22 protein-coding genes are annotated in these 22,968 nt (G+C 54.3%); 15 read left to right on the forward strand and 7 right to left on the reverse strand.

Going from position 1 to position 22,968, the window contains the following annotated elements; translation table 11 throughout:
* Positions 1-6 precede the first annotated feature (6 nt).
* Complete coding sequence (locus JO972_RS01715) at positions 7-897, forward strand: tyrosine recombinase (RefSeq protein ID WP_309488258.1); 891 nt, start codon at positions 7-9, stop codon at positions 895-897.
* A gap of 389 nt (positions 898-1,286) precedes the next feature.
* Here the strand turns inward: JO972_RS01715 and JO972_RS01720 are convergent, their stop codons facing one another.
* Positions 1,287-1,655: a hypothetical protein gene (locus JO972_RS01720; RefSeq protein ID WP_309488259.1), complete on the reverse strand. Its 369-nt coding sequence runs from the start codon at positions 1,653-1,655 to the stop codon at positions 1,287-1,289.
* 20 nt (positions 1,656-1,675) lie between these two features.
* Positions 1,676-2,041, reverse strand: coding sequence for a hypothetical protein (locus JO972_RS01725; protein WP_309488260.1), 366 nt, complete (start codon positions 2,039-2,041; stop codon positions 1,676-1,678).
* 555 nt (positions 2,042-2,596) lie between these two features.
* Here JO972_RS01725 and JO972_RS01730 point away from each other — a divergent pair.
* The gene (locus JO972_RS01730) at positions 2,597-3,493 is read left to right on the forward strand and encodes a LysR family transcriptional regulator (RefSeq protein WP_309488261.1); all 897 of its coding nucleotides are present in this window, start codon (positions 2,597-2,599) and stop codon (positions 3,491-3,493) included.
* A 39-nt stretch (positions 3,494-3,532) separates the two neighbouring features.
* On the opposite strand, the gene JO972_RS01735 is transcribed toward JO972_RS01730, so the two are convergent.
* The 4 genes from JO972_RS01735 to JO972_RS01750 form a co-directional block, all read right to left on the reverse strand.
* The gene (locus JO972_RS01735) at positions 3,533-4,627 is read right to left on the reverse strand and encodes a pyridoxal-phosphate-dependent aminotransferase family protein (protein ID WP_309488262.1); all 1,095 of its coding nucleotides are present in this window, start codon (positions 4,625-4,627) and stop codon (positions 3,533-3,535) included.
* Between the two features lie 78 nt (positions 4,628-4,705).
* On the reverse strand, positions 4,706-5,791 hold the full coding sequence (locus JO972_RS01740; protein ID WP_309488263.1) for an alpha-hydroxy acid oxidase: 1,086 nt from the start codon (positions 5,789-5,791) through the stop codon (positions 4,706-4,708).
* A gap of 21 nt (positions 5,792-5,812) precedes the next feature.
* Entirely contained in the window at positions 5,813-6,502 is a 690-nt protein-coding gene (locus JO972_RS01745; protein ID WP_309488264.1) for a Fe2+-dependent dioxygenase, read from the reverse strand.
* Between the two features lie 156 nt (positions 6,503-6,658).
* Positions 6,659-8,941, reverse strand: a complete 2,283-nt coding sequence (locus JO972_RS01750; protein ID WP_309488265.1) for a TonB-dependent receptor — start codon at positions 8,939-8,941, stop codon at positions 6,659-6,661.
* Positions 8,942-9,529: 588 nt separating this feature from the next.
* Here JO972_RS01750 and JO972_RS01755 point away from each other — a divergent pair.
* The 5 genes from JO972_RS01755 to JO972_RS01775 all read left to right on the forward strand — a co-directional run bounded on the left by JO972_RS01755 (position 9,530) and on the right by JO972_RS01775 (position 15,168).
* Positions 9,530-9,865 (forward strand): hypothetical protein, encoded by a 336-nt coding sequence (locus JO972_RS01755; RefSeq protein ID WP_309488266.1) that lies wholly within the window; start codon positions 9,530-9,532, stop codon positions 9,863-9,865.
* Between the two features lie 33 nt (positions 9,866-9,898).
* The gene (locus JO972_RS01760; protein ID WP_309488267.1) at positions 9,899-10,903 is read left to right on the forward strand and encodes a hypothetical protein; all 1,005 of its coding nucleotides are present in this window, start codon (positions 9,899-9,901) and stop codon (positions 10,901-10,903) included.
* A complete protein-coding gene (locus JO972_RS01765; protein ID WP_309488268.1) occupies positions 10,900-11,940 on the forward strand; it encodes a hypothetical protein in 1,041 nt (346 codons plus the stop codon). Before JO972_RS01760 ends, JO972_RS01765 begins: the two co-directional genes overlap by 4 nt.
* Before the next feature lie 516 nt (positions 11,941-12,456).
* The gene (gene rpsO, locus JO972_RS01770; protein ID WP_309488269.1) at positions 12,457-12,726 is read left to right on the forward strand and encodes a 30S ribosomal protein S15; all 270 of its coding nucleotides are present in this window, start codon (positions 12,457-12,459) and stop codon (positions 12,724-12,726) included.
* Positions 12,727-13,020: 294 nt separating this feature from the next.
* Complete coding sequence (locus JO972_RS01775) at positions 13,021-15,168, forward strand: polyribonucleotide nucleotidyltransferase (protein WP_309488270.1); 2,148 nt, start codon at positions 13,021-13,023, stop codon at positions 15,166-15,168.
* A gap of 144 nt (positions 15,169-15,312) precedes the next feature.
* On the opposite strand, the gene JO972_RS01780 is transcribed toward JO972_RS01775, so the two are convergent.
* Positions 15,313-16,269, reverse strand: coding sequence for a DUF3179 domain-containing (seleno)protein (locus JO972_RS01780; RefSeq protein WP_309488271.1), 957 nt, complete (start codon positions 16,267-16,269; stop codon positions 15,313-15,315).
* Positions 16,270-16,459: 190 nt separating this feature from the next.
* Between JO972_RS01780 and JO972_RS01785 the strand changes: the two genes are divergently transcribed.
* The 8 genes from JO972_RS01785 to JO972_RS01820 all read left to right on the forward strand — a co-directional run bounded on the left by JO972_RS01785 (position 16,460) and on the right by JO972_RS01820 (position 22,965).
* Positions 16,460-17,038: a sigma-70 family RNA polymerase sigma factor gene (locus JO972_RS01785; protein ID WP_309488272.1), complete on the forward strand. Its 579-nt coding sequence runs from the start codon at positions 16,460-16,462 to the stop codon at positions 17,036-17,038.
* A 9-nt stretch (positions 17,039-17,047) separates the two neighbouring features.
* On the forward strand, positions 17,048-17,386 hold the full coding sequence (locus JO972_RS01790) for a zf-HC2 domain-containing protein (RefSeq protein WP_309488273.1): 339 nt from the start codon (positions 17,048-17,050) through the stop codon (positions 17,384-17,386).
* Between the two features lie 24 nt (positions 17,387-17,410).
* Positions 17,411-18,583, forward strand: coding sequence for a methyltransferase domain-containing protein (locus tag JO972_RS01795; protein WP_309488274.1), 1,173 nt, complete (start codon positions 17,411-17,413; stop codon positions 18,581-18,583).
* Between the two features lie 121 nt (positions 18,584-18,704).
* Positions 18,705-19,040: a hypothetical protein gene (locus tag JO972_RS01800; protein ID WP_309488275.1), complete on the forward strand. Its 336-nt coding sequence runs from the start codon at positions 18,705-18,707 to the stop codon at positions 19,038-19,040.
* A 19-nt stretch (positions 19,041-19,059) separates the two neighbouring features.
* Complete coding sequence (locus JO972_RS01805) at positions 19,060-20,175, forward strand: inorganic phosphate transporter (protein ID WP_309488276.1); 1,116 nt, start codon at positions 19,060-19,062, stop codon at positions 20,173-20,175.
* Complete coding sequence (arsS, locus tag JO972_RS01810; protein ID WP_309488277.1) at positions 20,172-21,143, forward strand: arsenosugar biosynthesis radical SAM (seleno)protein ArsS; 972 nt, start codon at positions 20,172-20,174, stop codon at positions 21,141-21,143. Before JO972_RS01805 ends, arsS begins: the two co-directional genes overlap by 4 nt.
* Positions 21,144-21,161: 18 nt before the next feature.
* On the forward strand, positions 21,162-21,599 hold the full coding sequence (locus JO972_RS01815) for an arsenate reductase ArsC (RefSeq protein WP_309488278.1): 438 nt from the start codon (positions 21,162-21,164) through the stop codon (positions 21,597-21,599).
* Between the two features lie 4 nt (positions 21,600-21,603).
* On the forward strand, positions 21,604-22,965 hold the full coding sequence (locus JO972_RS01820) for an NAD(P)/FAD-dependent oxidoreductase (protein WP_309488279.1): 1,362 nt from the start codon (positions 21,604-21,606) through the stop codon (positions 22,963-22,965).
* Positions 22,966-22,968: the final 3 nt, after the last annotated feature.

Raw genomic sequence — 22,968 nt, forward strand, 5'->3', positions numbered from 1 at the left:
GGAGCTGTGACTTCTTGGATCGATCAATTTGTGCTCTACCTGGCTACCGAGAAAGGTCTATCGTCAGCCTATCAGCTATCGGTCAGGCAATCGCTGGATGCTCTGGCGAAGTGGGCGGAGGCGCGTCCTGGGCTGACCAGGTGGAATGATATGGGCACTCAAGAGCTGGCGAGCTTTCTGGCAGCGCAGAAAGACGGTGGGATGTCGGCCGCATCACTGCGCATCACCATGGTGCACATGAAGATTTTCTTCCGCTTCCTTGTGGCAAGAAAGGTAATCGTCGCCGATCCTGCCGAGCCCTTGCAGCCGCCACGCGGCGAGATGCATCTGCCGGAAACGCTGAACGAGCAACATGTCGCCAATTTGTTAGCCTCGGTTGACATCAACAAGCGACTTGGGAAACGGGATCTGGCGATTTTGGAACTCTTTTACGCTTCTGGCCTTCGCCTTTCAGAGCTCTGCCAGGCGCGGTTGGAAAACCTCGATCTCGATGAGCATTTCATTCGGGTGACAGGGAAAGGTAACAAGACCCGACTGGTCCCTGTCGGCGGCAAAGCGTGTCAGGCCGTGGCTAACTATCTGAAGCATGAACGACCGGAGCTGGTGTCGCCCAAGACCTCATCGTGGGTTTTCCTCAGTGTTCGAGGTGGAGCCTTGAGTCCGGAGCGGGTGCGGGAAATCGTCAAGCAGCGCGCCAAGGCCGCGGGCATCGAGCAGACGATGTATCCGCATTTGCTACGTCACTCCTTCGCCACCCACCTGCTGCAAAACGGCGCCGATCTCCGCGTGATCCAAGACATGTTAGGGCACGCGGACATCGCCACCACCCAGATCTATACCCACGTTGATCAGAAGAGCCTCAAGTCGACTCATCGCAAATTTCATCCCAGAGGCTGATAATCTCTGCGAGGGCTAGGATGCTATCTTTGATCGCTGGGGTTTGGATAGCTGAGAGCAAAATACCAGAAAGGCCATGCTGTTGAGCAGCCAAAAAATATACCGACCATCGGCTACTAGGTTGATGATCTTGATTAGGCGGTCGCTGTGAAGCTGTGGCATTTTCATCCAAACGTATTCCGAGATGGAGGGAACACTGAGCAACATATTCAGGATACCGCCTAAGAAAGCTGTTGCTGCTGCCACCGCTGAAAAGATGAGCATGAATCGCAATGCGGGAGTGCGATAGCGCTTCCACCAAATCAGCGTGCACCACAAACACGCCATGGGCAGAAGGAGCGAGACGTAATAGTCCACCTGAAGAATCAAGAAGGGTAGGGTCGGGGGATTCATGAGACCTCGGAGTTGTAGGCTGCGCGCTGTGATTGGATTTGCTGACGTGCTTCCAGAACGAAGCCTATCACCGCCAACAACGCACCCAGAGTCGATAAGGCAATATGCCCCCAGAAAACAATTTTATGAAAAACCGGCACAGGTGCGGCATAGAGAGAGAGGTAGTCCTGATATGGGGTGTAGTTGATCGTGATGATGTCTAGTTGCTGGGCGAAAATGTAAATGGCGCAGAGCAGGATTAGAGCAAAACCCGATACCAAGAGCTTGCGTGCGGAGCTGTCCTGTTCCTTGCGTAATTGGATCGCACCCATAAAAAACAAGGTAGCACTACCAAGTAACACGTAATAGATGGATGCTCCGATCATGTCGTTCGAGTGGTTTTTTGTTAGATTGCAACTAGCTTAGCTTCTGCAATCAAATCATCGTCAAGAAATGCCTCATCGAGAATATCCTGAGCCCAGTTTTCCTTTTGGGCGATATAACTCAGTAGCCGGTAGCTCATGATCTGGACGGGGACGAGGTCACTCCAGATGAGCTCTCCGAGGTTACGCCACTGATCGGGGATGATGGTGTTTGGTTTCTTGATTTGATCGAGAATATCTTCAGAAAGCATCAGGCAGCGGTGGTAGTCTGGCTCGGTGGGGACCGGAGGAACTTCGTAAATGTGCAGTGGCACCCCGGAAGCTCCACTGAGTTCACACTTCGACTTGGCACGCCGTGCGAGATCTTTCCCAAATGAGGAAAGCGCCATCTGTCGCTGTTGGTGTGCATCATATCCCTTGGCCATTCTGAAAACATGCCCCCAAGTTGAATCTTGGGCAATCTTTTTACGTTAGAGGCGATGAGCAAAGCGGTAGGTAAGACTGGCCTGGTGATGTTTGGGCTGCGGTGGTTGAATGGGTTGGGGAGTGTTAGGTTGGGGACGGTGAATGGCTCCGGTCCGGCAGATTGGGCCAATCTGCCCTACCAGGTAGGTGTTAGGAGGTGTTTGGTGGTTCGTGTGATCTGATTGTTGGTCTGTGAATCTCTCCGTTGACCCTATTGGCTGAGCGGTAGGGAAGATTGGCCTCAATCTTCCGGATGGTGGCTGGGGTGGTGATGTTTGGGTCTGCTGTGGTTGAATGGGTTGGGGGTGTGTTAGGTTTGGGGAGGTGAATGGCTTCGGTCCGGCAGATTGGGCCAATCTGCCCTACCGTAATGTGTTAGGTTATGTCTGGTTGCTCGGTCTTTATTAAGCCAAAGCATTCGCTTGGACTTTTTGGGGTTTGAAACTTAACATTTAAAACTTAGACTCCTGCGTATGAACGTGCATCATCTCGAGCTTTTTTATTACGTGGCAAAATACGAGGGGATAACGTCCGCTGTAAGGAAGATGCCCTATGGGATTCAACAGCCGGCGGTGAGTGGTCAGTTGCTGCAGTTAGAAAAAAGCCTGGGGGTGAAACTTTTTAATCGCAGACCGTTCAGTCTCACCACCGCAGGCGATGACCTCTACGATCACGTCTATCCCTTCTTCTCCCGCCTGGGGGATGTTGAGGAGCGCTTGAAAGGGGAGGAGAGCAAGCATCTGCGGATTGCGGCCTCAGCCTCGGTATTGCGCCACCATCTGCCCGAATTGTTAGCCGAGATGCGCAATGCTGCGCCTGACCTGCGCCTAACCTTGCGCGACGTTGAACCGTCCGATGTTCAGGACGTGTTGACCCGGCAGCAGGCCGACCTGGCGGTCTCCGTGATCCACTCACGCCTTGGCTCGGGGATCAATGCCGGGGAGCTCATGCGACTGCCACTGGCTTTGCTGCTTCCCGAAGATCATCCGGCGAATGGTTTCAATGCTTTGTTAGATGACGACGAAGGCGTGATCACCCCGAATACTCCCTTGGTCGGTTTGCCGGCTCACGAGGAGGTGAGTCAGCTGTTTCAGAAAGAAACCGAGCGACGAGGCCTGAACTGGCCAGTGGCCGTGGAGGTGGACTCCTTGGATGCGGTGCAGCAATTTGTCCGCTGTGGGTTCGGCGCCGGGATCACGGTGAAAATCCCCGGTGTGGCGGGGCCGAAGGGGCTGAAGGTGATCGATCTCGATGGTTTTCCTCCCTTGGTCATCGGTGTGGTCTATCAAGGCACGCTCAAGCCGATTGCCCGCCAGTTTCTCGAGGCGGCCATCACTAGGGCCCAAGAGCTCACGAAAAAGCCGGCGGGACGATAGACGTCCGACCGGCTTGAAAGGAGGTTCGCTTTTCCGTGTTTAGAGGAACTCGGGAAGCACGTCATCGAGAGCGTCGATGAGTTCGGTCATGGTGGCTTCGGTTTCGTTGCCCATGTTGGAAATGCGGAAGGTGGTTCCCTTGATCTTGCCGTAACCGCCGTTGATCAGGAAATTGTATTTCTCCCGCAGTGCCTTGATGAAGGCGGCCACATCGATGTCTTTGTTGTTGGCGATGGTGGTTAGCGTCTTGGAGCGGTAGCCCTCTGGAGCGAAGTGCTCGAAGCCGTGTTTTTCCAACCACGCGTGAATCATGCCATTGAGTTTTTCGTGGCGGGCGTAGCGGTTTTCCAGTCCCTCCTCGAGGAAGCTGTCGACCTGCTGCTTGAGCGCGTAGAGCAGGGCAATGGCGGGGGTGGACGGTGTGTTGTTCTTGGCGGCATTTTTATCGAACTCAAGAAAGTCGAAGTAATAGCCACGGCCTTCGGTGGTGGATGCTCGCTCGAGAGCGGCCTCGGAGATGGCGAAGACCGCCAGGCCTGGGGGCAGTGCGAAGGCTTTCTGCACGCCGGCCAGCACCACATCGATGCCGAGCTTGTCCATTTCGATCGGCACTGCGGAGAGTGACGAAACGGTATCGACCACTAACAGCACGTCTGGAAATTCATTCACCACGGCAGCAATGCCAGCGAGGTCATTCATCACCCCGGTGGAGGTTTCATTGTGGACGAGGGTGACGGTATCGAAGCCGCCTTCGGAAAGTTTTTCACGCACGGCATCGGGGGAGATGGCCTCGCCCCATTCGACTTGAATTTTTTCAGCCTCTTTGCCGCAGCTTTGTGAGACGCCATACCATTTGTCTGAAAATGCGCCGCAGCACAGGTTCAGCACCTTTTTTTGCACCAGATTGCGGATGGCACCCTCCATCACTCCCCAAGCGGAGGAAGTCGATAGGTAGACCGGGCGCTCGGTGCCGAAAATTTGTTTCAGCCCTGGCTGGATGCTTGCGTAGAGAGCCTCGAAATCTCCACCACGGTGACCAATCATCGGCTGGCACATGGCTTGGTAAGTCTCAGGCGAAATATCCACCGGTCCGGGGATAAACAGTTTGGGTAGCTTGTTAGTGGCGTTTGACATCGCGTGGGGATTATTCCCTTGGCCGTGGCTTTGTCAAAGACGGAGAGTGTCAGAATCCGGCCGGAACGAGGGTTCCACTCAGGATTTGAACCTCAGGTGCTCGGAACCTGCCGAGGCCAGATCCGCACAGCCGGCGAGGGCCATGGTCATTTCCAGTTCGGTGCGCAGGAGTTTCAGCACATGGGCCACTCCCACCGCTCCCGCTGCGGCAAGACCGTGCAGGACAGGGCGCCCGACCATCACAGCATCCGCCCCTGAGCAGATGGCTTTGAAAACATCGGAGCCGCGCCGGATGCCACCGTCAAAGAGCACCGGGGCGTCGTCACCCACCGCTTTGGCAATGTCGGGCAGCACCTCGAAGGTCGACGGCGTAGTATCGAGAATCCGTCCGCCGTGGTTCGAGACAATGATGCCGGAAGCTCCGTGGTCTAGGGCCGTCCGGGTATCCTCGGGGTGAAGCACGCCTTTGAAGAGAATCGGTAGCGTGGTGTGTTCTGCCAGCCAGGTGAGATCTTTCCACGTGGGCGCCTGACGGAGCAACTGGCTGCCGAACACTTGCTGCTCGGGCGGTTGTGGACGCATGCCCTGCAAATTCACGGCGCTGACGTCAGCGGGCATTTGAAAGCCGGCCCGTTGTTCCCGGTTCCTGATGCCGCTGAGCGGAGCATCTGCGGTGAGCACCAGTGCTTCGTAGCCAGCACGCTCGGCGCGCCGAACCAGATCGAGGGTGAACTCGCGGTCGGGCTGAATGTAGAGCTGGAACCACAGCCCGGCGGTGGCTTCTCCGGCAAGCTGCTCAAGCGGAATGCTGGCCTGGGTGCTGACCGTGAACCCGGCCTGCATCGCCGTGGCGCCCAGCAGAGAGGCAAACTCTCCATCCGGGTGGAACAGGCGGTGGTAGGCGGTGGGAGCGACCAGAATAGGGTGCTCAAAGGTCCGGCCAAAGAGGCTGACCCGAGTGTGGGCCTGACTCAGGTCGCGGAAATGGCGGGGGACGATCTGGCATCTGGCGTAGCTGGCGAGGTTGCTGGCTACGGTGAGCTCATCGGCGGCTCCACCTTGCAAATAGGCCCAGGCCCCAGCCTCTACCCGTTCGCGCGCAAGCTTTTCGTAGTCGGCAACTGAAGCGACGTGAGCTGGGATCGTTTCTAAGGGAGGAAGCATGGGCTGGTGATTGGGGGTAGGCTACATTTGCGCCCACTGGCGGATGAGGTTGTGATAGACGCCGGTCAGTTGCACGGCGGACTCGCTGGCCACTTCGTGATCCGGCAGCGCACCTGAAATGCGTTGAATGGCGATGTCCATATCAAATAACAGTGAGCGGCGTTCATCCGACGAGATCATGCTCTGCAGCCAGAAAAACGACGAGACCCGCGCGCCACGGGTGACCGGGGTGACGTGGTGCAGTGAAGTCGATGGATAGAGCACCATGTGACCGGCGGGAAGTTTGACGGATTTGCTGCCGTAGGTGTCCTCAATGATCAGCTCGCCACCATCGTATTCATCCGGCTCCGCGAAGAAAAGCGTGCAGGAAAGGTCGGTGCGAATGCGTTGGCCTCCCGGCAAGGTGCGCACTGATCCGTCGACGTGGGTGCCGAACTGCTGACCGCCGGCATAGCGGTTGAACATCGGTGGCATGATGTGCAGGGGGAGGGCCGCGGAGGTGAACAGAGGGTTCGATCCCAAGGCCTGGAGAATGGTTTGCCCTACCTGCTGCGCAGCGGGGCTGTCGGCTGGGAGCTGCATGTTGTTTTTCTGTTTCGCTGCCTGATGACCGGCGGTTTTTTTTCCATCCTCCCACTGCGCGTTATCGAGAATTTCGCGGCATTGCTGGGTGACTTCAGGCGTGAGGACATCGGGTATACAGAGAATCATGGCTGGTGGGTGTTACTGAGCTTTGATGAGAATGAATCTCAATAAAGGGTGTGAGTCAAACTTATAAGCGGAAGGCGGGGCGATAAAAAAAGCCGCCCAGCGGCCTCTCGATGAGAGACGCGCTGGACGGCTGAACCAGATAAAAATCGAGTGATCCTAGAATTCCCACTCAGCGCTGAGTGTGAATGTGCGCGGTGCGCCGAGTGCGGCACGGCTGGCACTCCAGTTGGTGGAGACGGCGTAGACTTCGTCGAAGACGTTGTCCACGTTCAGGCGCAGGGTGACGTTGTCGTTGACTTCATAGGAAGCCAGCGCGTTGAACACGATGTAGCTAGGAAGTTTACCGGCCACGCCGTTCGGGATGATGCGATCGTGATCGTCGGTGCGGCCGACGTAAGACGAGCCAACATACTGCAGTCCACCACCGATGGTCAGGCCGTTGCCGAAGTCATAGGTTGTCCAGAGGTTGGCGGAGTAGTTAGGCGTGAAGGCGAGTTCGTCGCCATCAACGTTGTAACGATCAGCCAAGTCACCTTCGGGGCGACCGGATGAGTTCCGGTAGTCATCGAAGTGGTTACGCTCGGATGTCATAGCGAGAAAGCCACCGTAAACCGTCCATTTATCAGTGATTTTGCCTGCAACGCCGAGTTCAATCCCGGTGAGGTTCTGCTCGCCCTCGCCGATGGTGCCACCGCGACCGTCGGAAATGACGATGTTTCTGCGGTTGGTGTGGAACAGCGCGGCGGTGGTGGAGAGTCTACCATCGAAGAAGTCCCACTTGGTGCCGATTTCGAAGTTCCAGTTTTGTTGGGTGTCGGCGTCCGGATTGTTGACGCCGCCGCCAGCACCTGGGAAAGCGTTGTCGCCGGTGCGGGAGACATCAGGATTGGAGAGGTAGGCACCTGGAGGCAGGGCGGAGAGTCCCACTGCACCGTAAATGCTGCCGTTTTCCTGCGGTTTGTAAACCACACCGAGTTTTCCGGTCAGATAGGTATCGTCATTTTTGAAGCTGGGGATGCCGGCGCTTTCTGGGTTGTTTTCCAGATCGAGACGGTAGTGCTCGAGACGCAGACCACCGGTCACTTGCCACTGCTTGTTGATTTCCACAGTGTCGTAGAAGTAGGCGGCGACGGTATCGATCCGCACTTCGGAGAACTGGGTGGGAGCCCCGAGGAAGTTGCCATTGGCGCGATCAGGGAAGGATCCGTCGACGGAAACCGGAGCGCCGGTTCCTGGGTCGGTGACGGTGTCGAATCGATCGGCTTCGGATTTTTCAATGCTCAGCTCAAGGCCGGTGGAGACGCTGTGCTTCAGGTTGCCGGTTTCGAATTCGTAGGAGAAGTTCGTCTGGTTGGCGAAGAGGGTGTTCTCGCGACCGTATCCCAGCTGTCTGGTAGAGACTTCACGGTTTACCGGATCGTAATCGGCGGGGACGGTGAAAATGGCGTCACGCGTGGTCTTGGAGATCCGACTGGTGTTAGTGAGTCGGGCGCCGGATTCGAATTCGTGGCGGATGATGGCTGTGAAGCTATCGGTGGTGGTGTCGTCGTAGTCGGAGGAGAGGCCGTAGTAATTGTTGCGGTTGCTCTCACCGATGGAGGAATCGTAGTTGATGGTGCCATCGACAAAGGCAGCGGGGACTCCCCAGTCGGGACGGTCTCTGGTTTCGTAGTGCTGGAAGGCGAAGGAAATTTCGGTTTGGCTACCGAGGCCGAAGGTGACCGATGGAGCCAGGCCCCAGGAGTTCAGTTCCGCGACATCACGACCGTAAACGCCGCCGTCTTGGAAGATGGCATTCAGGCGGAAAGCGGTCTCGCCGAGAGGGCTGGTGCCGGTCATCTTGTTCCAGTCGAAAGTCTGGCGGAACAGTCCGTCGCCGCCGGAAGGTGCGTAGCCGAAGCTGGTGGTGCCGCGGAAGAAGTCCTCCGCACGAGCGGTCTTGGTGATCATGTTGACATAACCACCGCTGCCGCCGCGACCGTTGTCTGCTGCGGCGCCCTTGGCGATTTCCACTTGCTCGATGTTGTAAATGTCGCGGGTGTAGCTGCCTGAGTCACGAATGCCGTCGACATAAATGCTGCCCGAGGCATCGGTTCCGCGCAGGCTGAAGTTGTCCTGGGATGCGGCAAAACCATTTTCGCCAGCGTTGAAAGAGATGCCGGGAGTGTTTTTCAGCACATCGGTCAGGTTCCGAGCGGATTGTTGGTTGAAGACTTTTTCAGGAACCACGTTGAATGTCTGTGGTGTATCCAGCAGGGGGGCGGTGTTTTTGTCGCCACTGAGCTGCTTGACGTTCACAGGCTGCTCGCCATTGGCATTGATGACGGTCTCGTCCAGACGTTTGTCATTGTTCGTGTTCTCTTGGGCTGTGCCATTTGCGATGCTTGCAAAAGTGGCCAGGGCGAGAAGTTCGCGGGAGGATACAGGTGGTCGGTTCATGATTAGGTAGTGCAGTCGGTTGATGCAATTGAGACCCAGTATCAATTGGGTGAAAGTAGGTCAACCCAAACTGAGGAAAAAGTCACGATTTCTGATCAATTGGTGGTCTTGGGTGTCGTGACATCGCAAATTTCTTCTTCTAACAAAAGTGCAGTGGTTCTTATGGTCATGATGCCAATACAATTACGAAGCTTCTAGAGCAATAGATCACTTCCTGCACAAGGGCTCACTGCTAAGGACCTGCTCTGCGGTTTCGCTGCCGCCCTCGGAAAGTTTTTCAAACAGGGCATCGCGGAGTTGGCTAAAGCTTTTCGTCACGCTCAAGCAGGGGGAGTCGGTAGGTAAACTGGTCACTACGGTGACGAAAATTTGTTTCAGTGAGGGTGAGCGATTTGGATGACCTTGGTAGTGGTGTTTAACATCGCGGCGCGCCTATTCCTATCCTGATCGTCTCGCTAAAAATCGGGGAATGTTAGGTTGACAAGCCATAATATAGGACGGGTCTTGGATTGACAGCGACGGACTGGTTACCTATTTTTTTTGGGCACTTGCTGAAATTTGCCAGTCGCTCGATTTCCTTTCCTAGCTATGAAACGCTCCCTACAAATTACGATCCAAGCATCTCTTGCTATGCTATGCCTGTTTATTGCGACTTCCTGCGAAGACAAGGAGGCTATCCAGAAAAACGAAGAACTCCGCGTTCAAATTGTTGAGCTTGAGAAAAAAATTGGCTTGATGGAAATCGAGGCCGGAGAAGATCCCGGTGACCAATCGGTTCATTTGAAACATGCCAATGAAGAACTGGCAAAAGCCCTGAAAACACTCGAATCGCTCGACGATGAAAAGACAGCTCTGGAAGAGCAACAAAAACAGCTCGTAAAAGAGTTTCGAGCGTATCAACAGAAGTATCAGGTCAAAGAGTAAATGGTATCGAATTAACCTAACAGGATTTTTATTATGTTTAATGATTTATTAACGAGCGCCAAAGGTCCGGGAGTGATAGGTCTTGGCCTTGGTCTGGTCGTTCTAATTGGCTTTGGTAGCTTGGCATTTCTCGTTCTGGAGGATAACTCTGGGGGCAAAGGACTCTACGAGGAGATCAAAAATAAGGAAAAACACGTTCAGACTCTCGAAGAGAAGGCGAAAAAATGGACAGAGACGATCAAGCAATATTCGGAGAAGCGCGAAGTTGCTAATCAGCTAGCGGCTGTTAAGGGAAACCTTAAGAGCCAACAAGCACTTGTGGCTAGTGCAGAAGCAGAGGTGGCAGAACTGAATGATCAGATCTCTGCTACGCAGCAAAGATTTGAAAGCTACAAGGACAGCTACAGGCTGGCTGAACGAGCACGGGCGGTGGGTGAAAAAATCCCAACATTGACTATCAAAAACGGCAAGGTTTATGAAAATGTGGTGATCCGCCGAGTGTTTGCCGAGGGTATGGATATCATCCACAAAAATGGAGGAACATTGATCACTCTCAAGCTCTTGCCGGACGATCTGCTCGAGCGATTTCAGTTTTCTGACGATGATGCGGCTACGGCTAAAAAGAACAAAGCTGCCCGTATCGCTTATGCCAATAAAGGCGCTGCGGCCTACGGCAAATCGGTCAAAGTGAATGCTCTAAAATCGAAGCAAAACAGCCTCAAGTTCGAAATTCAACAAATGACCCAATCGATCACCGAAGCTCAGCGGTCGATTACTCTCAATCGAGCTGCTGCAGAAAGGGCTCAGGCCAAAGCGAGAGAACACAGTTCGAAAGCGTCAGCCGCTAGAGCGGCAGGACGTCACTCCATGCAGGGAGCGCTGGCTACAAAAGAAGAGGCAAGGGCGGCGAATTTCAATAAAACGGCCGATAAGCTCACGAGGTTAATTAGTTCAAAAAAACAGGAAATCGAAAAAGCTCGTCGTCAGGTTGCTGATTTAGAGGATGAGATTCGCGCCGTGCAGGCCAAAAAGAAATGAAAAACCCCTTTGCCGAGCAAGATTACTCAATCATCTCTGTGATGTTGGTTGGGGTGATTGTCCTTGTGTTTGTAGGCCTCGGCGCCGCTTTGTTATCAGAGAGTTCGTCCCACCTGATGTCTGGGCCTGATACTTCGATGCTGGACCAAAATTCTAGGCTCAAAAGCCAAGTGGCCAAACTTGAAGTGAGGTTGGAAAAACGATCACGCGAGATACTCGCTGCGAGCCACAATCGTGAGCAGGCAAGGCGCGTCGAGGAGCTTAAGAATCAATCGATCTCCGCTTTGAAAGAGGCTGAAACCTTACGAGCATTGATCGCAGGCGAGAAGGAGGCGATCAAGCTCATTGCCAAGGCTAAGGAGGCCCACCGCTTGGAATATCGTGATTACGTCCGGGGCGAAGCCATTGGTAAAAGCTATGAAAAAATAACAACACGTCTTGGCAAAGACTACCATGATGTGCGAGTCACCGATGTGACGCCATTAGGGGTATCCATTACCCACCGGACCGGCGCGGTGATGTTGGGGTTTCGACAAATTCCCGTTGCATGGCAACGAGGTCTCATGTTTACAGCCGCGGAAATGGCCGAGGCGGCAAAGGCGGAACAGAAACGTCAGACGATGGCAAGGAATCAAATTGACCGCCGAGTGCGTGCAAATACCAAAACCATGAAGAGTCAGGAGCTGATGCGTGAAAAAGCATCGCTACGACGGCAGATCGCATCGCTCAATATCAAGCTCACGGCCGCGAATTTTGAAGCCAGCTTGGCTAGAAACAAGCTATCCGCTCAGGAGAGCCTCCGCAACAGCCGGACCTACTCAAGCTCATCGTCTAGTTACTATTACTATAATACATCGACAGGTGCGTATTATTCAACAGGCTACCGCCCTCGTTATCGAAGCCGATGGATTGGTAGTAAATCAGTGCCTGGCAGTCTTGAAACCTGGGATCAGAGAGCAGCCAAGTTTGAACGTGCCGCAGCTCAATATACCGCCAAGCTGACCGACCTTACCGCACGTTTGAAAGCCATACCGTAAACTGGCGTTCTATCGTTGATCTCCATGCGATCATTCGAGGCGACTGAAGGTTAGCCTTCTCGAAGGTCGGAATTCCTCATACTTTCATAGAGCTCAGGCCAAACAAGTATGTGAGCTAGATGACATACTCACTTGCCGTGGAAACAGGCGGAGATTGATTTGCTTATGGGGCGGTCGCTTTCAGGAAAAGCTCTAGCTCTCTCGATTTCCGGATGAATAGGGAGCTGTTCAATTCACTTATTCTTACGATCCCATGCCAAATGACCGGAGTCTTGAACGTGATCTTGCGCAATCTGGTCAAGGACCTTGATTCAACAGAGCATGTGCGAGAACCTCCATGTGAGTGTCGTTGCAGAGCCCTGGGGGAGAATAGGCAGAGTCAACAGTTCTCATTGCGGCGATGGAATCTTAATTCATGCTGCATTTTCCTTGCAAATGCCTCGGTTTCTGGTTAATTCCGCGCCTCCCGCACAAGGGCTGACTGGCAAGGAGCTGGTCTGAACACAAAATACTACTATGAGCAAAGCAAGCATCGCCATCGACTTCGATCCCGCAGACTTCAAACAATCAGAAGCTGACACAGGAAGCGCCGATTACCAAATCGCCGTTCTGACCAAGCGGATCAAACTCCTCACCGCCCACATGGGTGAGCACAAAAAAGATTTCGCCAGCCGCCGTGGCCTCCTGACCATGGTTGCCCAGCGCCGCAAACTTCTCGATTACCTCAAGGGACAATCGGAAGAGCGTTACGCTAAGCTGATCAAAGGCCTCGGTCTTCGTCGCTAATTCAACTTTTCGCAAACGGTCACGGCAAACTCCGTGGCCGTTTTGCTTATCACCCAGTGGCCTGCGTTTCATCTCACGCGGGCCCTTGGTTTTTTTGGACAGGCCTTTGAAAACTTTCCGCACCTCTCGGGTGCACGCACCTTTCTCGGTGACGGGTTTTCAACATCACCCTCACCGGAGGCTCTGTCCAAAGCACAACACAACGAGATGACCGTCCCCATGCTTTGCGCAAAGTGCGCAAAAACCTGAAAGGGGACTCAATACCAAAAGAAGAAAGAAAATAAGAAAATGGAAATGAACATTGAAAAAATTACGATCCCCGTGGGATCGAATCCTATCTCAATCGAGACGGGTAAACTGGCCAAGTTGGCCGATGGAGCTGTTGAAATCAGATCCGGCGAAACTGTTGTTCTGGTAACAGCCGTTTCACAATCCAAAATCCGTGAAGGTCAGACTTGGTTCCCCCTGTCTGTTGAATACAAGGAGCGCGCTGCTGCAGCGGGCACCTTCCCTGGTGGCTACTTCAAGCGCGAAGGCCGTCCTACCGAAAAGGAGGTTCTTACCTGCCGTATGACCGACCGTCCACTGCGTCCACTTTTCCCCAAGGGTTATCTCTACGACACCCAGATCATCGCCCTGATGCTTGCTGCTGACGGTGAGAACGATGCTGACATTCTCAGCATGAACGGTGCTTCCGCAGCACTGGCCATCTCCGACATCCCATTCGCTGGCCCAATCGGTGCTGTGCGCGTTGGCCGTGTTGATGGTGAGTTCATCGTCAACCCAACCTTCGAACAACGTGAAGACAGCGATCTCGACCTCGTTTACGTCGGTAACAAGACCGAGGTCATCATGATCGAAGGTGCCGCCAACGAGCTTCCAGAAGCTGAGTTTGTCAAAGCTCTCCACTTCGCCCAAGAGCACGTTAACGTCATCGTTAGCGCGATCGAGGAACTGGCTGCCAAAGTCGGCAAGCCTAAGCGCGACTACACCGTGACCGTGGCCAAGGAAGATCTCCTTGAAATCGCTTACGAAGTAGCCGGCGACCGTATCGAAGACGCCATCTACGCCCCTAACAAGGTTGAGCGTGGTAAGAAAGTCGGAGCCCTTCGTGACGAAGTGGAAGCCACCTTGAAAGAGCGTGTTCCTACCGTTTCCGAGTTCGAAATCGAGCAGTGCTTCGAGTACATTCAGAAAAAGGCGTTCCGCATCGCCATCATGGAAAAAGGCGTTCGCGCTGACGGCCGTGACATCGATACTCTTCGCCCACTCTACTCCGAGGCTGGCACGCTTCCACGTGTGCACGGTTCCTCCATCTTCGCTCGTGGTGAGACCCAAGCTCTCGCCACAGCCACTCTCGCACCTGCTGACGAGTGCATGTATTTCGATAACTACGCCGGTGGTGAAGACAGCAAGCGCTTCTTCCTGCACTACAGCTTCCCTCCATTCTCCGTGGGTGAAGCAGGTCGCTTCGGCGGCATGAACCGTCGTGAGATCGGTCACGGTGCACTTGCTGAGCGTTCCATCGCTCCAGTGATCCCATCCGTGGACGACTTCCCATACGCCATGCGTGTGACCTCCGAGGTGCTTGAGTCCAACGGTTCCTCCTCCATGGCCACCGTTTGTTCCGGCACCATGGCTCTGCTTGACGCCGGTGTGCCCCTGATCCGCCCTGTGGGTGCGATCGCTGTGGGTCTCGTCACCGAGATGGACGAAAACGACAACATCAAGGAATACAAAACTCTGCTCGACATCATCGGGTCTGAGGATTTCTACGGCGACATGGACTTCAAAGTCTGTGGCACCAGCGAAGGTGTGACCGGATACCAGCTTGACCTCAAGCTCCCCGGTATCCCGCTTTCCATCCTCGAGGAAGCCCTTGAGAAAGCCACCAAGGCTCGCACCATCGTTCTTAAGAAAATGGAAGACACCATCGCTGCTCCCGGCACGCTCTCCGAGCACGCCCCACGCATCGAGTCCACCAAGATCGACCCAGAGCGCATCGGTGAACTCATCGGACCAGGAGGTAAGAACATCAAAGGCATCCAGGCTGAGTCCGGTGCTGACGTCAACATCGAGGACGACGGCACAGTGCACGTCTATGCATCCAAGAAGGAGTCCCTCGATCGCGCTATGGAAATGATCAAGCAGATGTTCGCAGAAGTGGAAGTCGGCACGGTCTACACCGGCGCCATCGTCTCCACCACCAACTTCGGTGCCTTCATGCAGATCCTTCCAGGCAAGGACGGCCTCATTCACATCTCCGAGCTGGCCGAAGGTCGCGTCGAGAAGACTGAGGACGTGGTCAAAAAAGGTGACACCGTCACTGCCAAGTGCATCGGCGTCGACGATCGCGGCCGCGTGAAGATGTCCATCCGTGCTGCTCAGCGTGAAGCCAAGCAGAAGGAAGCATCAGACGCTCCCGAGAAGGCTGAAGCCTAATCGAACGAAGGGTGCAAACCCTTCGCTACCAAGCTAATTACCAACGGCGAGTCACGAAAGTGGCTCGCCGTTTTTTGTAGGGAGGATGGACATTCCTGTCCATCGGCAAGCCAAGTTCCCAACCCAAGAGCAGAAGCCCAGCCCTTATTTCACCATCGTTCCATCCGGAAAAAAGGTTTCCCAAGCTCGTTTGAAGGAAACGGTTCCAGGCAGAAGCTTGAGCTGTTTTCCCTCCAGCTGACCTTTGGTACATTCGCCGGTGACGATGTCCCAGGTCGATTGGGTGAGAGTGTCGCGCATGCTGCCTTTTTCCTGGCTCAGTTGAAACACGAGCGGGGGGCTGGATTTCTTGTCGTCAAGGACCCGACTGAATGCCTGAGCACGCTTGCCCTTGTCCGAGAAGGTAAACAGATAGAATTCACCCTTGTCCTTAGCCTGTATGAGTTTCTGTTTCTGCAGCAATGGCATCGCCACAGCAATGGGCTCGGTCCCGGCATGGGGAGTGATGCCGTAGATGAAAGCGGCGGGGTTTTTCCAGACGCTTTCGGTAAACCTTTTGGCGGTGCGTGGCAGGGCGAGCAGGGTGGTCTGAGGATGGCGTTGTTTCCATTCACCCCAAGTGGTCATGCTGGCGGGGAGGATCTCAAGCGCAGAGCCCTTCATCTTCCCTTGCATCGCCGTGCCTAGCAAGTGGCTCCAGAGTGATTGGGTTTCCAGGTCGCGCATCACTAAGCTGCGCTGCCAGAGCATGCCTGAGACTTGAAAGGTGAGGGTTTTTTTATCGACGTTACGGTCATACACGATGCCGTTAAAGCAGAGGTGTCACCAGGTGGCGGCGATGTATTTGCCCCCAAGCTTGTCGTTGATGATCTCACGCGTCGGATTGGTGAGCATATTGATGGGGTAGGCACGCGAGGCTTGACCGATCGATACCCCGAGCACCAGTTCATTATCTTTGACAAATGGCTTAGCGGCTCCGGCATCAACGTGTGGAGCATCGACGATGGCCTTGAACGGCTTGACCACCTGTCGCGGTTTGAACTCCGGATCGGCGTGCAGCATGGATGGAATCATCAGGGAGATAAGAAGAAATTTGTGCATGCTGGGTAGGAGTCGTGGAGAGGTTTTTTATTCCGTCGATGGTTAGAATGAAGTTCGGCGGACGGCGAGGTGGGGGCTTTTGATGGCGAAAAGTATCCTAGCACAATTTTAGCAAAATCGCTGTTAAGGAATTTTCAAGGAATACGACTACTTACACAGGCATCCTACGATTACCTCTAAATAGACGCCTATGAACAACATCCCCATTGAAGATCTGATGCAGCATGCCGATAGACTCTACCAGTTTGCCTTGTCGCGGGTGAAGGATCATCACGTCGCGGAGGATTTGGTGCAGGACTGCCTGTCGGCCGGATGGCAGGGGATCGATCGCTTTAACGCAAGCTCGTCATTGAGCACTTGGCTGGGCGGCATTATGAAATTTAAAATCATCGATCACTTTCGTCGCTCAGAACGCAGCCCGTCCGATCAATGCCAGGATGCCTGCGATGAGCGTGACACGCTTGATACGTTGTTTGACGCGCATGGATCCTGGAGGGTCGATCCGAACTATGGCCTGAAAATGCTGACCGATGCTCCGGATCAGGCGGCATCGCAAAACGAGCTGTTCGACTGGATTAGCAGATGTCTGAAAAAACTTCCGGAGCGCCTTCATGTCCTCTTCACCCTGCGTGAGGTCGATGGCTTGGATGTGGCATCGGCAGCGGCTGCCGCTGGGGTGACCACGGGCAGCGCGGGGGTATTACTCACAAGATCGCGACAAAAACTCCGAGCCTGTTTGCAGAGCCACGGAATCACGCCGCAACCATAAATCATCACGATGAACAACCATTCCCCTCCGCCACCGCCACTCAGCTATCGGCTGATGCAGCGGCTGATGTGGCCGGTGCTCAAGGTGCTCGGCATGTCCTGTAAGTCGACTTACGAGCTGTGCTCTACCCAGATGGACAGGAAACTCAGCTTTTCTGAATCCCTTCGGCTGCGCTTGCATCTCCTGATTTGCAGCAGCTGCCGGCATTTGCCCGCCCAGTTCAAGGGACTGAAAAAACTGGTCCATGTTGCCTGTGACCATGACAGCGAGCCGCATCTCGATAGCACAGCCCAATTGACCGAAGAGTCGAAAGATCGCATTCGCGAATCACTCAGCAAAAAACCTTAACGCTCATCCTTTCCCCATTTTCATATGACTACCCAAACTACCTCATCGTCTGAAGCCGCCACCCGTGACCGCTACGCCGCCGCTGCCCTTGCTCCCGAAGCCGCTCTTTGCTGCCCGGTTGACTACGACCCCCAATACCTGAAGGCGATCCCTGCCGAAGTGATCGAAAAAGATTACGGTTGTGGTGATCCTTCCAAGTATCTGCAGCCCGGTGAAACCGTGCTTGATCTCGGATCCGGCACCGGAAAGATCTGTTTTATTGCTTCCCAGGTCGTGGGCCCCGCAGGAAAAGTCATCGGGGTCGATATGACTGATGACATGCTGGAAGTGGCTCAGCGCAATGCTCCGGTTGTGGCTGAAGAAATTGGCTACGCGAATGTGGAGTTCCGCAAGGGGCGTATCCAAGACCTTGGCTTGGATCTCGACTTACTCGATGCCGAGTTGAAAAAACAACCGATCACCGATGCCAACTCCTATCTGTCATCGGAGTCACTCGCCTCCGATCTCAGGATCAAACATCCCTTGATTGCGAGCGATACGGTCGATGTCGTCGTTTCTAACTGCGTGCTCAATCTCGTTGAAACTCATTTGAAGACTCAGCTCTTCGAGGAGCTTTTCCGGGTTCTTAAAAAAGGAGGCCGCGCGGTGATATCCGACATTGTGTCCGATGAAGAAATCCCGACTCATCTTCAGAACGACGCCTATCTCTGGAGTGGTTGCATTAGTGGTGCTTACACCGAAGAGGGGTTCCTCAAAGCCTTTGCCGATGCCGGTTTCCACGGTATCGAAATCCTTAAACGTGACGAGGCCCCGTGGCAAACCGTCGAGGGGATTGAGTTCCGCTCGGTCACCATTCAAGCCTGGAAAGGCAAACAGGGTCCCTGTCTTGAGCGCAATCAGGCGGTCATCTACAAAGGCCCTTTCAGTAAGGTGCTCGATGACGATGGCCATGCGATGGAACGCGGCAAACGTTACGCGGTCTGCGATAAAACCTTCCACCTTTATCAAAAGCCTCCCTACCGTGAGTATTTTGAGTTCATCGAACCGCTCGAGTCCGTTGCTCTCGAAGATGCGGTGGAGTTTCCCTGCGGAGCGACCCGCGAGCGCCATCCGCGCGAGACCAAAGGTGGCGACTACACCGTCACCACCGCAGCCTCTAACTGCTGTGATCCCGCCGACGGGACAAGCTGCTGTTAACGGCGACTTCATCGCAGGTCTAAAAAAAAGATCATGCTTGTTGTTAAGATAATTCGTGGGGCAACGACTACACCACAGAGCACGGAGTTCAGCTCCCAGACTCGCCCTATTTTTATCCACAATGAGCCAGCCAAACATCCTCGATCGTTGCTTGAAGAACTGCACCAGCAGTTTTCATCAGCAGCATGCGATCTTATGGCCCGCTGTATCACGCACCGCCAATCTCTTGGCGGTGCTCAACGTGAGTCTTTTCTTCCTTAATGGCTCGGTGAAATCAGGGGGCTATTATTTCCCCTTGCTTTCACTGTCGCTGCTAGCCTTGGCCGTTTTGCTCGTCCTGCTGCCTCTGGGGCAACACGACAGGCTCTGGTATTACCTCGTCGTTCTCACGTTATGCGGAATTGCCGCATGGCTGTTAGGATCCAGCATTCTCTACTGGCTTCAGAGTAACGCTTAAGCATCACCTCACACACAACATGATCATTCCGCTCGCCGTCATTTTAGCCGTTGCCTTTTTAGCCTATGCCAATGGAGCAAACGATAACTTCAAAGGTGTTGCCAGTCTCTTTGGCAGCGGTGTTTGTAACTTCCGAACCGCGCTCACATGGGCGACCGTCACCACCATGGCCGGAAGCATTGCTGCCTTGTTTCTAGCTTCGGCATTGTTGAAGAACTTTTCAGGAAAAGGTCTGGTGCCAGAAGCCCTTTCGGTCTCACCGGCGTTTGTGTTGGCGGTTGCCATCGGGGCAGGGGGCACGGTCCTACTCGCGACACGTTTTGGTTTCCCCATTTCCACCACCCACGGCCTCACCGGTGCGCTCGTGGGTGCCGGCATGATGGCCGACAGTGCCGGCGTCAACTACGCGGTGTTAGGGAAGACCTTTTTAATGCCTCTCCTACTCAGCCCGTTTCTCGCCCTCGTGGTGGGTGGACTGATTTACCTGCTCTTCAAAGGGGGGAGAAAAGCGCTGGGGGTCACGGAGGAGACGTGTGTTTGCGTCGGTGAGGAATGGGTGCCTGTGCATAACAGCAATGGTTCGGCGGTCGCCAAGAGCTCGGTGACGCTGGCTGTCGACGAGACTGCGGCCTGTGAACGTCGCTATCATGGTCGGGTGTTAGGGCTGGAGGTGAAAACCTTGGTCGATCAACTGCACTTTCTCAGCGCGGGTGCGGTGAGTTTTGCGCGTGGACTCAATGACACCCCTAAAATTGCCGCCCTGCTCCTTGTCGCTGGCTCACTCAGCATCCCTTGGAGTTTGGCGATCGTGGGCGTTATTATGGCGCTCGGCGGACTGCTTCAGTCCAAACGCGTGGCCACCACCATGAGTCACAAACTCACCGACATGAACCCGGGCCAAGGACTTGCCGCCAATGTTTCCACCGCCTTGCTGGTCACGACCGCCAGCTTTCACGGTCTGCCGGTCAGCACCACACACGTCAGCGTGGGCGGATTGCTTGGCATGGGCACGGTCACCGGCCAGGCCAAGTGGAAAACAGTCATCCCAGTCCTGGCTTCGTGGGTGATCACTCTGCCCGTCGCGATCATTTTCGCAGCTCTTGCTTATTACCTCTTCAACTTTATCCAGTCATGAACCCATTCCAGAAAAAACTAACAGCTGGCGGTGTCCCGCTCTCACGCGGACGTTTCGAAACTTTGCAAATCAACGTGGGTCGCAAGTGCAACCAAGTTTGCACCCACTGCCACGTCGATGCCGGGCCACACCGCACCGAGATGATGGATGAGGCCACGGCGCATAAGGTCGGCGCATGGATTCGTGAGCACCGACCTAAAATTGTCGACATCACCGGTGGCGCACCGGAGATCAGTGAGTTTTTCAACTACTTCGTCGAGACCGCACGTTCGGTGGGTGCGCATGTGATCGACCGTAATAATCTGACCATCATCGAGACCAAATCCTACGCCTACTTGCCTGAGTATTTGGCGAAGCATCAAGTGGAGGTGGTCGCTTCACTGCCATGTTACCTCGAGGAAAATGTCGATGAACAACGTGGCAACGGAGTCTTCCAGAAAAGCATTTCAGCCCTGAGAAAACTTAACGCAGCCGGCTACGGAACCACCTTGCCCTTGACCCTGGTTTACAATCCGATCGGGGCCAAGCTTCCGCCCGAACAGTCGCAGCTGGAAGCTGATTACAAAAGGGAACTCGAGGCTCGTTACGGCATTGTGTTCACCCGACTTTTTGCCGTCACCAACTTACCGATCGCACGTTTTGCCGTCGATCTCCGTGAGCACGGTCAGTGGGATTATTACATGGAGTTGTTAGCCAACAGCTTCAACCCCGCCACCGTCGACGGTTTGATGTGCCGCAGCACCATCAACATTGGTTACGAAGGAGAAGTCTTCGATTGTGATTTCAACCAGATGCTCAAGATGCAGCAGAGGGCTGATGGTCAACCGCTCTACCTCTGGGACATCACTCCGGAGTCGATGGCGCAGCAGGCGATTCTCACCGCGAACCATTGTTTTGGCTGCACCGCAGGCCACGGCAGCAGCTGCACCGGATCGCTGGAGCCCAGCGAACAAGTGGCCGCCATTTAATCTCATTCTAAAATCATCATGAAACCAACCATTCTCATCCTCTGCACAGGCAACTCATGCCGCAGCCACATGGCCGAAGGTTACCTACAGCATAAGTTAGGAAATCTCGTCAACGTGCAAAGCGCTGGCTCGAAACCCTCGAACTACGTGCACCCGATCGCAATCCAAGTCATGCAAGAGCTCGAGATTGATATCAGCGGCCACCGTAGCAAGCACCTGGATGAATACATGCAGCAGGACATCGATACCGTGATCACCGTCTGCGACAATGCGGAAACGTGCTGCCCAACCTTTCCGGGTGAACGAAAGCATTACTGCTGGAGTTTTGCCGACCCTGCGGATGCGACTGGCACCGAGGAGGAAATCGTCAATGCCTTCCGTAAAGTCAGAGACGAGATCAGAGAGACCTTTGACCGATATGCCGCTGAGTTGAGTTTGCAACTATCAGGAACTTAAAACGATGAAACCTATCATTATCATCGGCAATGGTATCGCTGGAGTGACTGCCGCCAGAGAGATCAGAAAACGTCATCTGGAGATTCCCATACTCATCATTTCTGGCGAGACCGACCATCACTTTTCCCGCACGGCCCTGATGTATATTTTTATGGGGCACATGCATTATAAGGATACCAAACCTTATGAAGATCACTTCTGGAGGGAAAACAAACTCGAACTCAAACGTGCATGGGTGAAAAAGATCGAGCACGAAGCGAACAGGATTGTATTGCAAGATGGAGACGCTCTGGAATACAGCGATCTGATCCTCGCCGTCGGCTCCACACCCAATAAATTTGGCTGGCCAGGGCAAGATCTTCCCGGTGCTCAGGGACTCTACTCCAAACAAGATCTCGACCAACTAGAGGCCCATGCCGAGGGAGCCAGGCATGCGGTCATCGTAGGTGGCGGTTTGATCGGTATTGAGATGGCGGAAATGCTCATCACGCGCGGAATCGGTGTCACCTTCCTCGTCAGGGAAAATGTCTTCTGGGGCGCCGTGCTGCCTGAAGAGGAAGCTAAAATGATCGAGCAGCATATCCATGAGCACCACGTGGATCTGCGCATGCAAGATGAACTGGATAGCATCCATGCTGGCGACGATGGAAAAGTCTCTCACATCATCACCAAGAGTGGCGAGAAAATCGATTGCAGCATCGTCGGACTCACCGCTGGTGTCCGCCCCAACATCGACTGGCTGAAAGAGGGTAGCGAGGTCGAGCTTGATCGAGGTATCTTGGTCAACAACTATTTCAGAACCAATCTCCCGAACGTCTGGAGCATCGGCGACTGTGCCCAGCTCCGCACGCCTCCCGCTGGACGCAGACCGATCGAAGCCGTCTGGTATGTAGGAAAAATGCAAGGGACCTTCGTGGCGGCCAACATTCTAGGTGATGAGTTAGAGTATGATCCAGGCATCTGGTGGAACTCGGCGAAGTTTTTCGACATCGAATACCAAACCTACGGAACCGTGATGCCGACACCGCAAGAGGGTGAAAAAAGCTTCTTTTGGAAGGCTCCCGGCAAGCACATCACCCTGCGTATCAACTACCGTGAAGACAGCCTGGCCGTCACCGGCGTCAATGTTTTCGGTATCCGCCATCGGCACCAAGTATGGGAACACTGGATCCGTGAAAAAGTGGCGATCACCGAGGTGCTTCGCCAATTAGCCGCGGCGAATTTCGACCCGGAATTTTTCACCCAATACGAAGATCAGATCATCGCTCAGTGGAATCAACAAAGCGAAATCCAAGTCAGCAAACAGCTGGAGAAAGGGCTCTTCAGCTCCATGCTCGCCAAACTCAACCTTTTCAAATCCCACTAACAC

The organism is Oceaniferula flava, from assembly GCF_016811075.1.
In the GTDB taxonomy this organism is placed as follows: domain Bacteria; phylum Verrucomicrobiota; class Verrucomicrobiia; order Verrucomicrobiales; family Akkermansiaceae; genus Oceaniferula; species Oceaniferula flava.

What these genes read in the sequence shown, in the direction of transcription:
- JO972_RS01720 (WP_309488259.1), bottom strand. Translation starts at nt 1,655, where the DNA reads ATGATCGGAGCATCCATCTATTACGTGTTACTTGGTAGTGCTACCTTG.
- JO972_RS01725 (WP_309488260.1), bottom strand. Translation starts at nt 2,041, where the DNA reads ATGGCGCTTTCCTCATTTGGGAAAGATCTCGCACGGCGTGCCAAGTCG.
- JO972_RS01735 (WP_309488262.1), bottom strand. Translation starts at nt 4,627, where the DNA reads ATGTCAAACGCCACTAACAAGCTACCCAAACTGTTTATCCCCGGACCG.
- JO972_RS01740 (WP_309488263.1), bottom strand. Translation starts at nt 5,791, where the DNA reads ATGCTTCCTCCCTTAGAAACGATCCCAGCTCACGTCGCTTCAGTTGCC.
- JO972_RS01745 (WP_309488264.1), bottom strand. Translation starts at nt 6,502, where the DNA reads ATGATTCTCTGTATACCCGATGTCCTCACGCCTGAAGTCACCCAGCAA.
- JO972_RS01750 (WP_309488265.1), bottom strand. Translation starts at nt 8,941, where the DNA reads ATGAACCGACCACCTGTATCCTCCCGCGAACTTCTCGCCCTGGCCACT.
- JO972_RS01755 (WP_309488266.1), top strand. Translation starts at nt 9,530, where the DNA reads ATGAAACGCTCCCTACAAATTACGATCCAAGCATCTCTTGCTATGCTA.
- JO972_RS01760 (WP_309488267.1), top strand. Translation starts at nt 9,899, where the DNA reads ATGTTTAATGATTTATTAACGAGCGCCAAAGGTCCGGGAGTGATAGGT.
- JO972_RS01765 (WP_309488268.1), top strand. Translation starts at nt 10,900, where the DNA reads ATGAAAAACCCCTTTGCCGAGCAAGATTACTCAATCATCTCTGTGATG.
- rpsO (WP_309488269.1), top strand. Translation starts at nt 12,457, where the DNA reads ATGAGCAAAGCAAGCATCGCCATCGACTTCGATCCCGCAGACTTCAAA.
- JO972_RS01775 (WP_309488270.1), top strand. Translation starts at nt 13,021, where the DNA reads ATGAACATTGAAAAAATTACGATCCCCGTGGGATCGAATCCTATCTCA.
- JO972_RS01785 (WP_309488272.1), top strand. Translation starts at nt 16,460, where the DNA reads ATGAACAACATCCCCATTGAAGATCTGATGCAGCATGCCGATAGACTC.
- JO972_RS01790 (WP_309488273.1), top strand. Translation starts at nt 17,048, where the DNA reads ATGAACAACCATTCCCCTCCGCCACCGCCACTCAGCTATCGGCTGATG.
- JO972_RS01795 (WP_309488274.1), top strand. Translation starts at nt 17,411, where the DNA reads ATGACTACCCAAACTACCTCATCGTCTGAAGCCGCCACCCGTGACCGC.
- JO972_RS01800 (WP_309488275.1), top strand. Translation starts at nt 18,705, where the DNA reads ATGAGCCAGCCAAACATCCTCGATCGTTGCTTGAAGAACTGCACCAGC.
- JO972_RS01805 (WP_309488276.1), top strand. Translation starts at nt 19,060, where the DNA reads ATGATCATTCCGCTCGCCGTCATTTTAGCCGTTGCCTTTTTAGCCTAT.
- arsS (WP_309488277.1), top strand. Translation starts at nt 20,172, where the DNA reads ATGAACCCATTCCAGAAAAAACTAACAGCTGGCGGTGTCCCGCTCTCA.
- JO972_RS01815 (WP_309488278.1), top strand. Translation starts at nt 21,162, where the DNA reads ATGAAACCAACCATTCTCATCCTCTGCACAGGCAACTCATGCCGCAGC.
- JO972_RS01820 (WP_309488279.1), top strand. Translation starts at nt 21,604, where the DNA reads ATGAAACCTATCATTATCATCGGCAATGGTATCGCTGGAGTGACTGCC.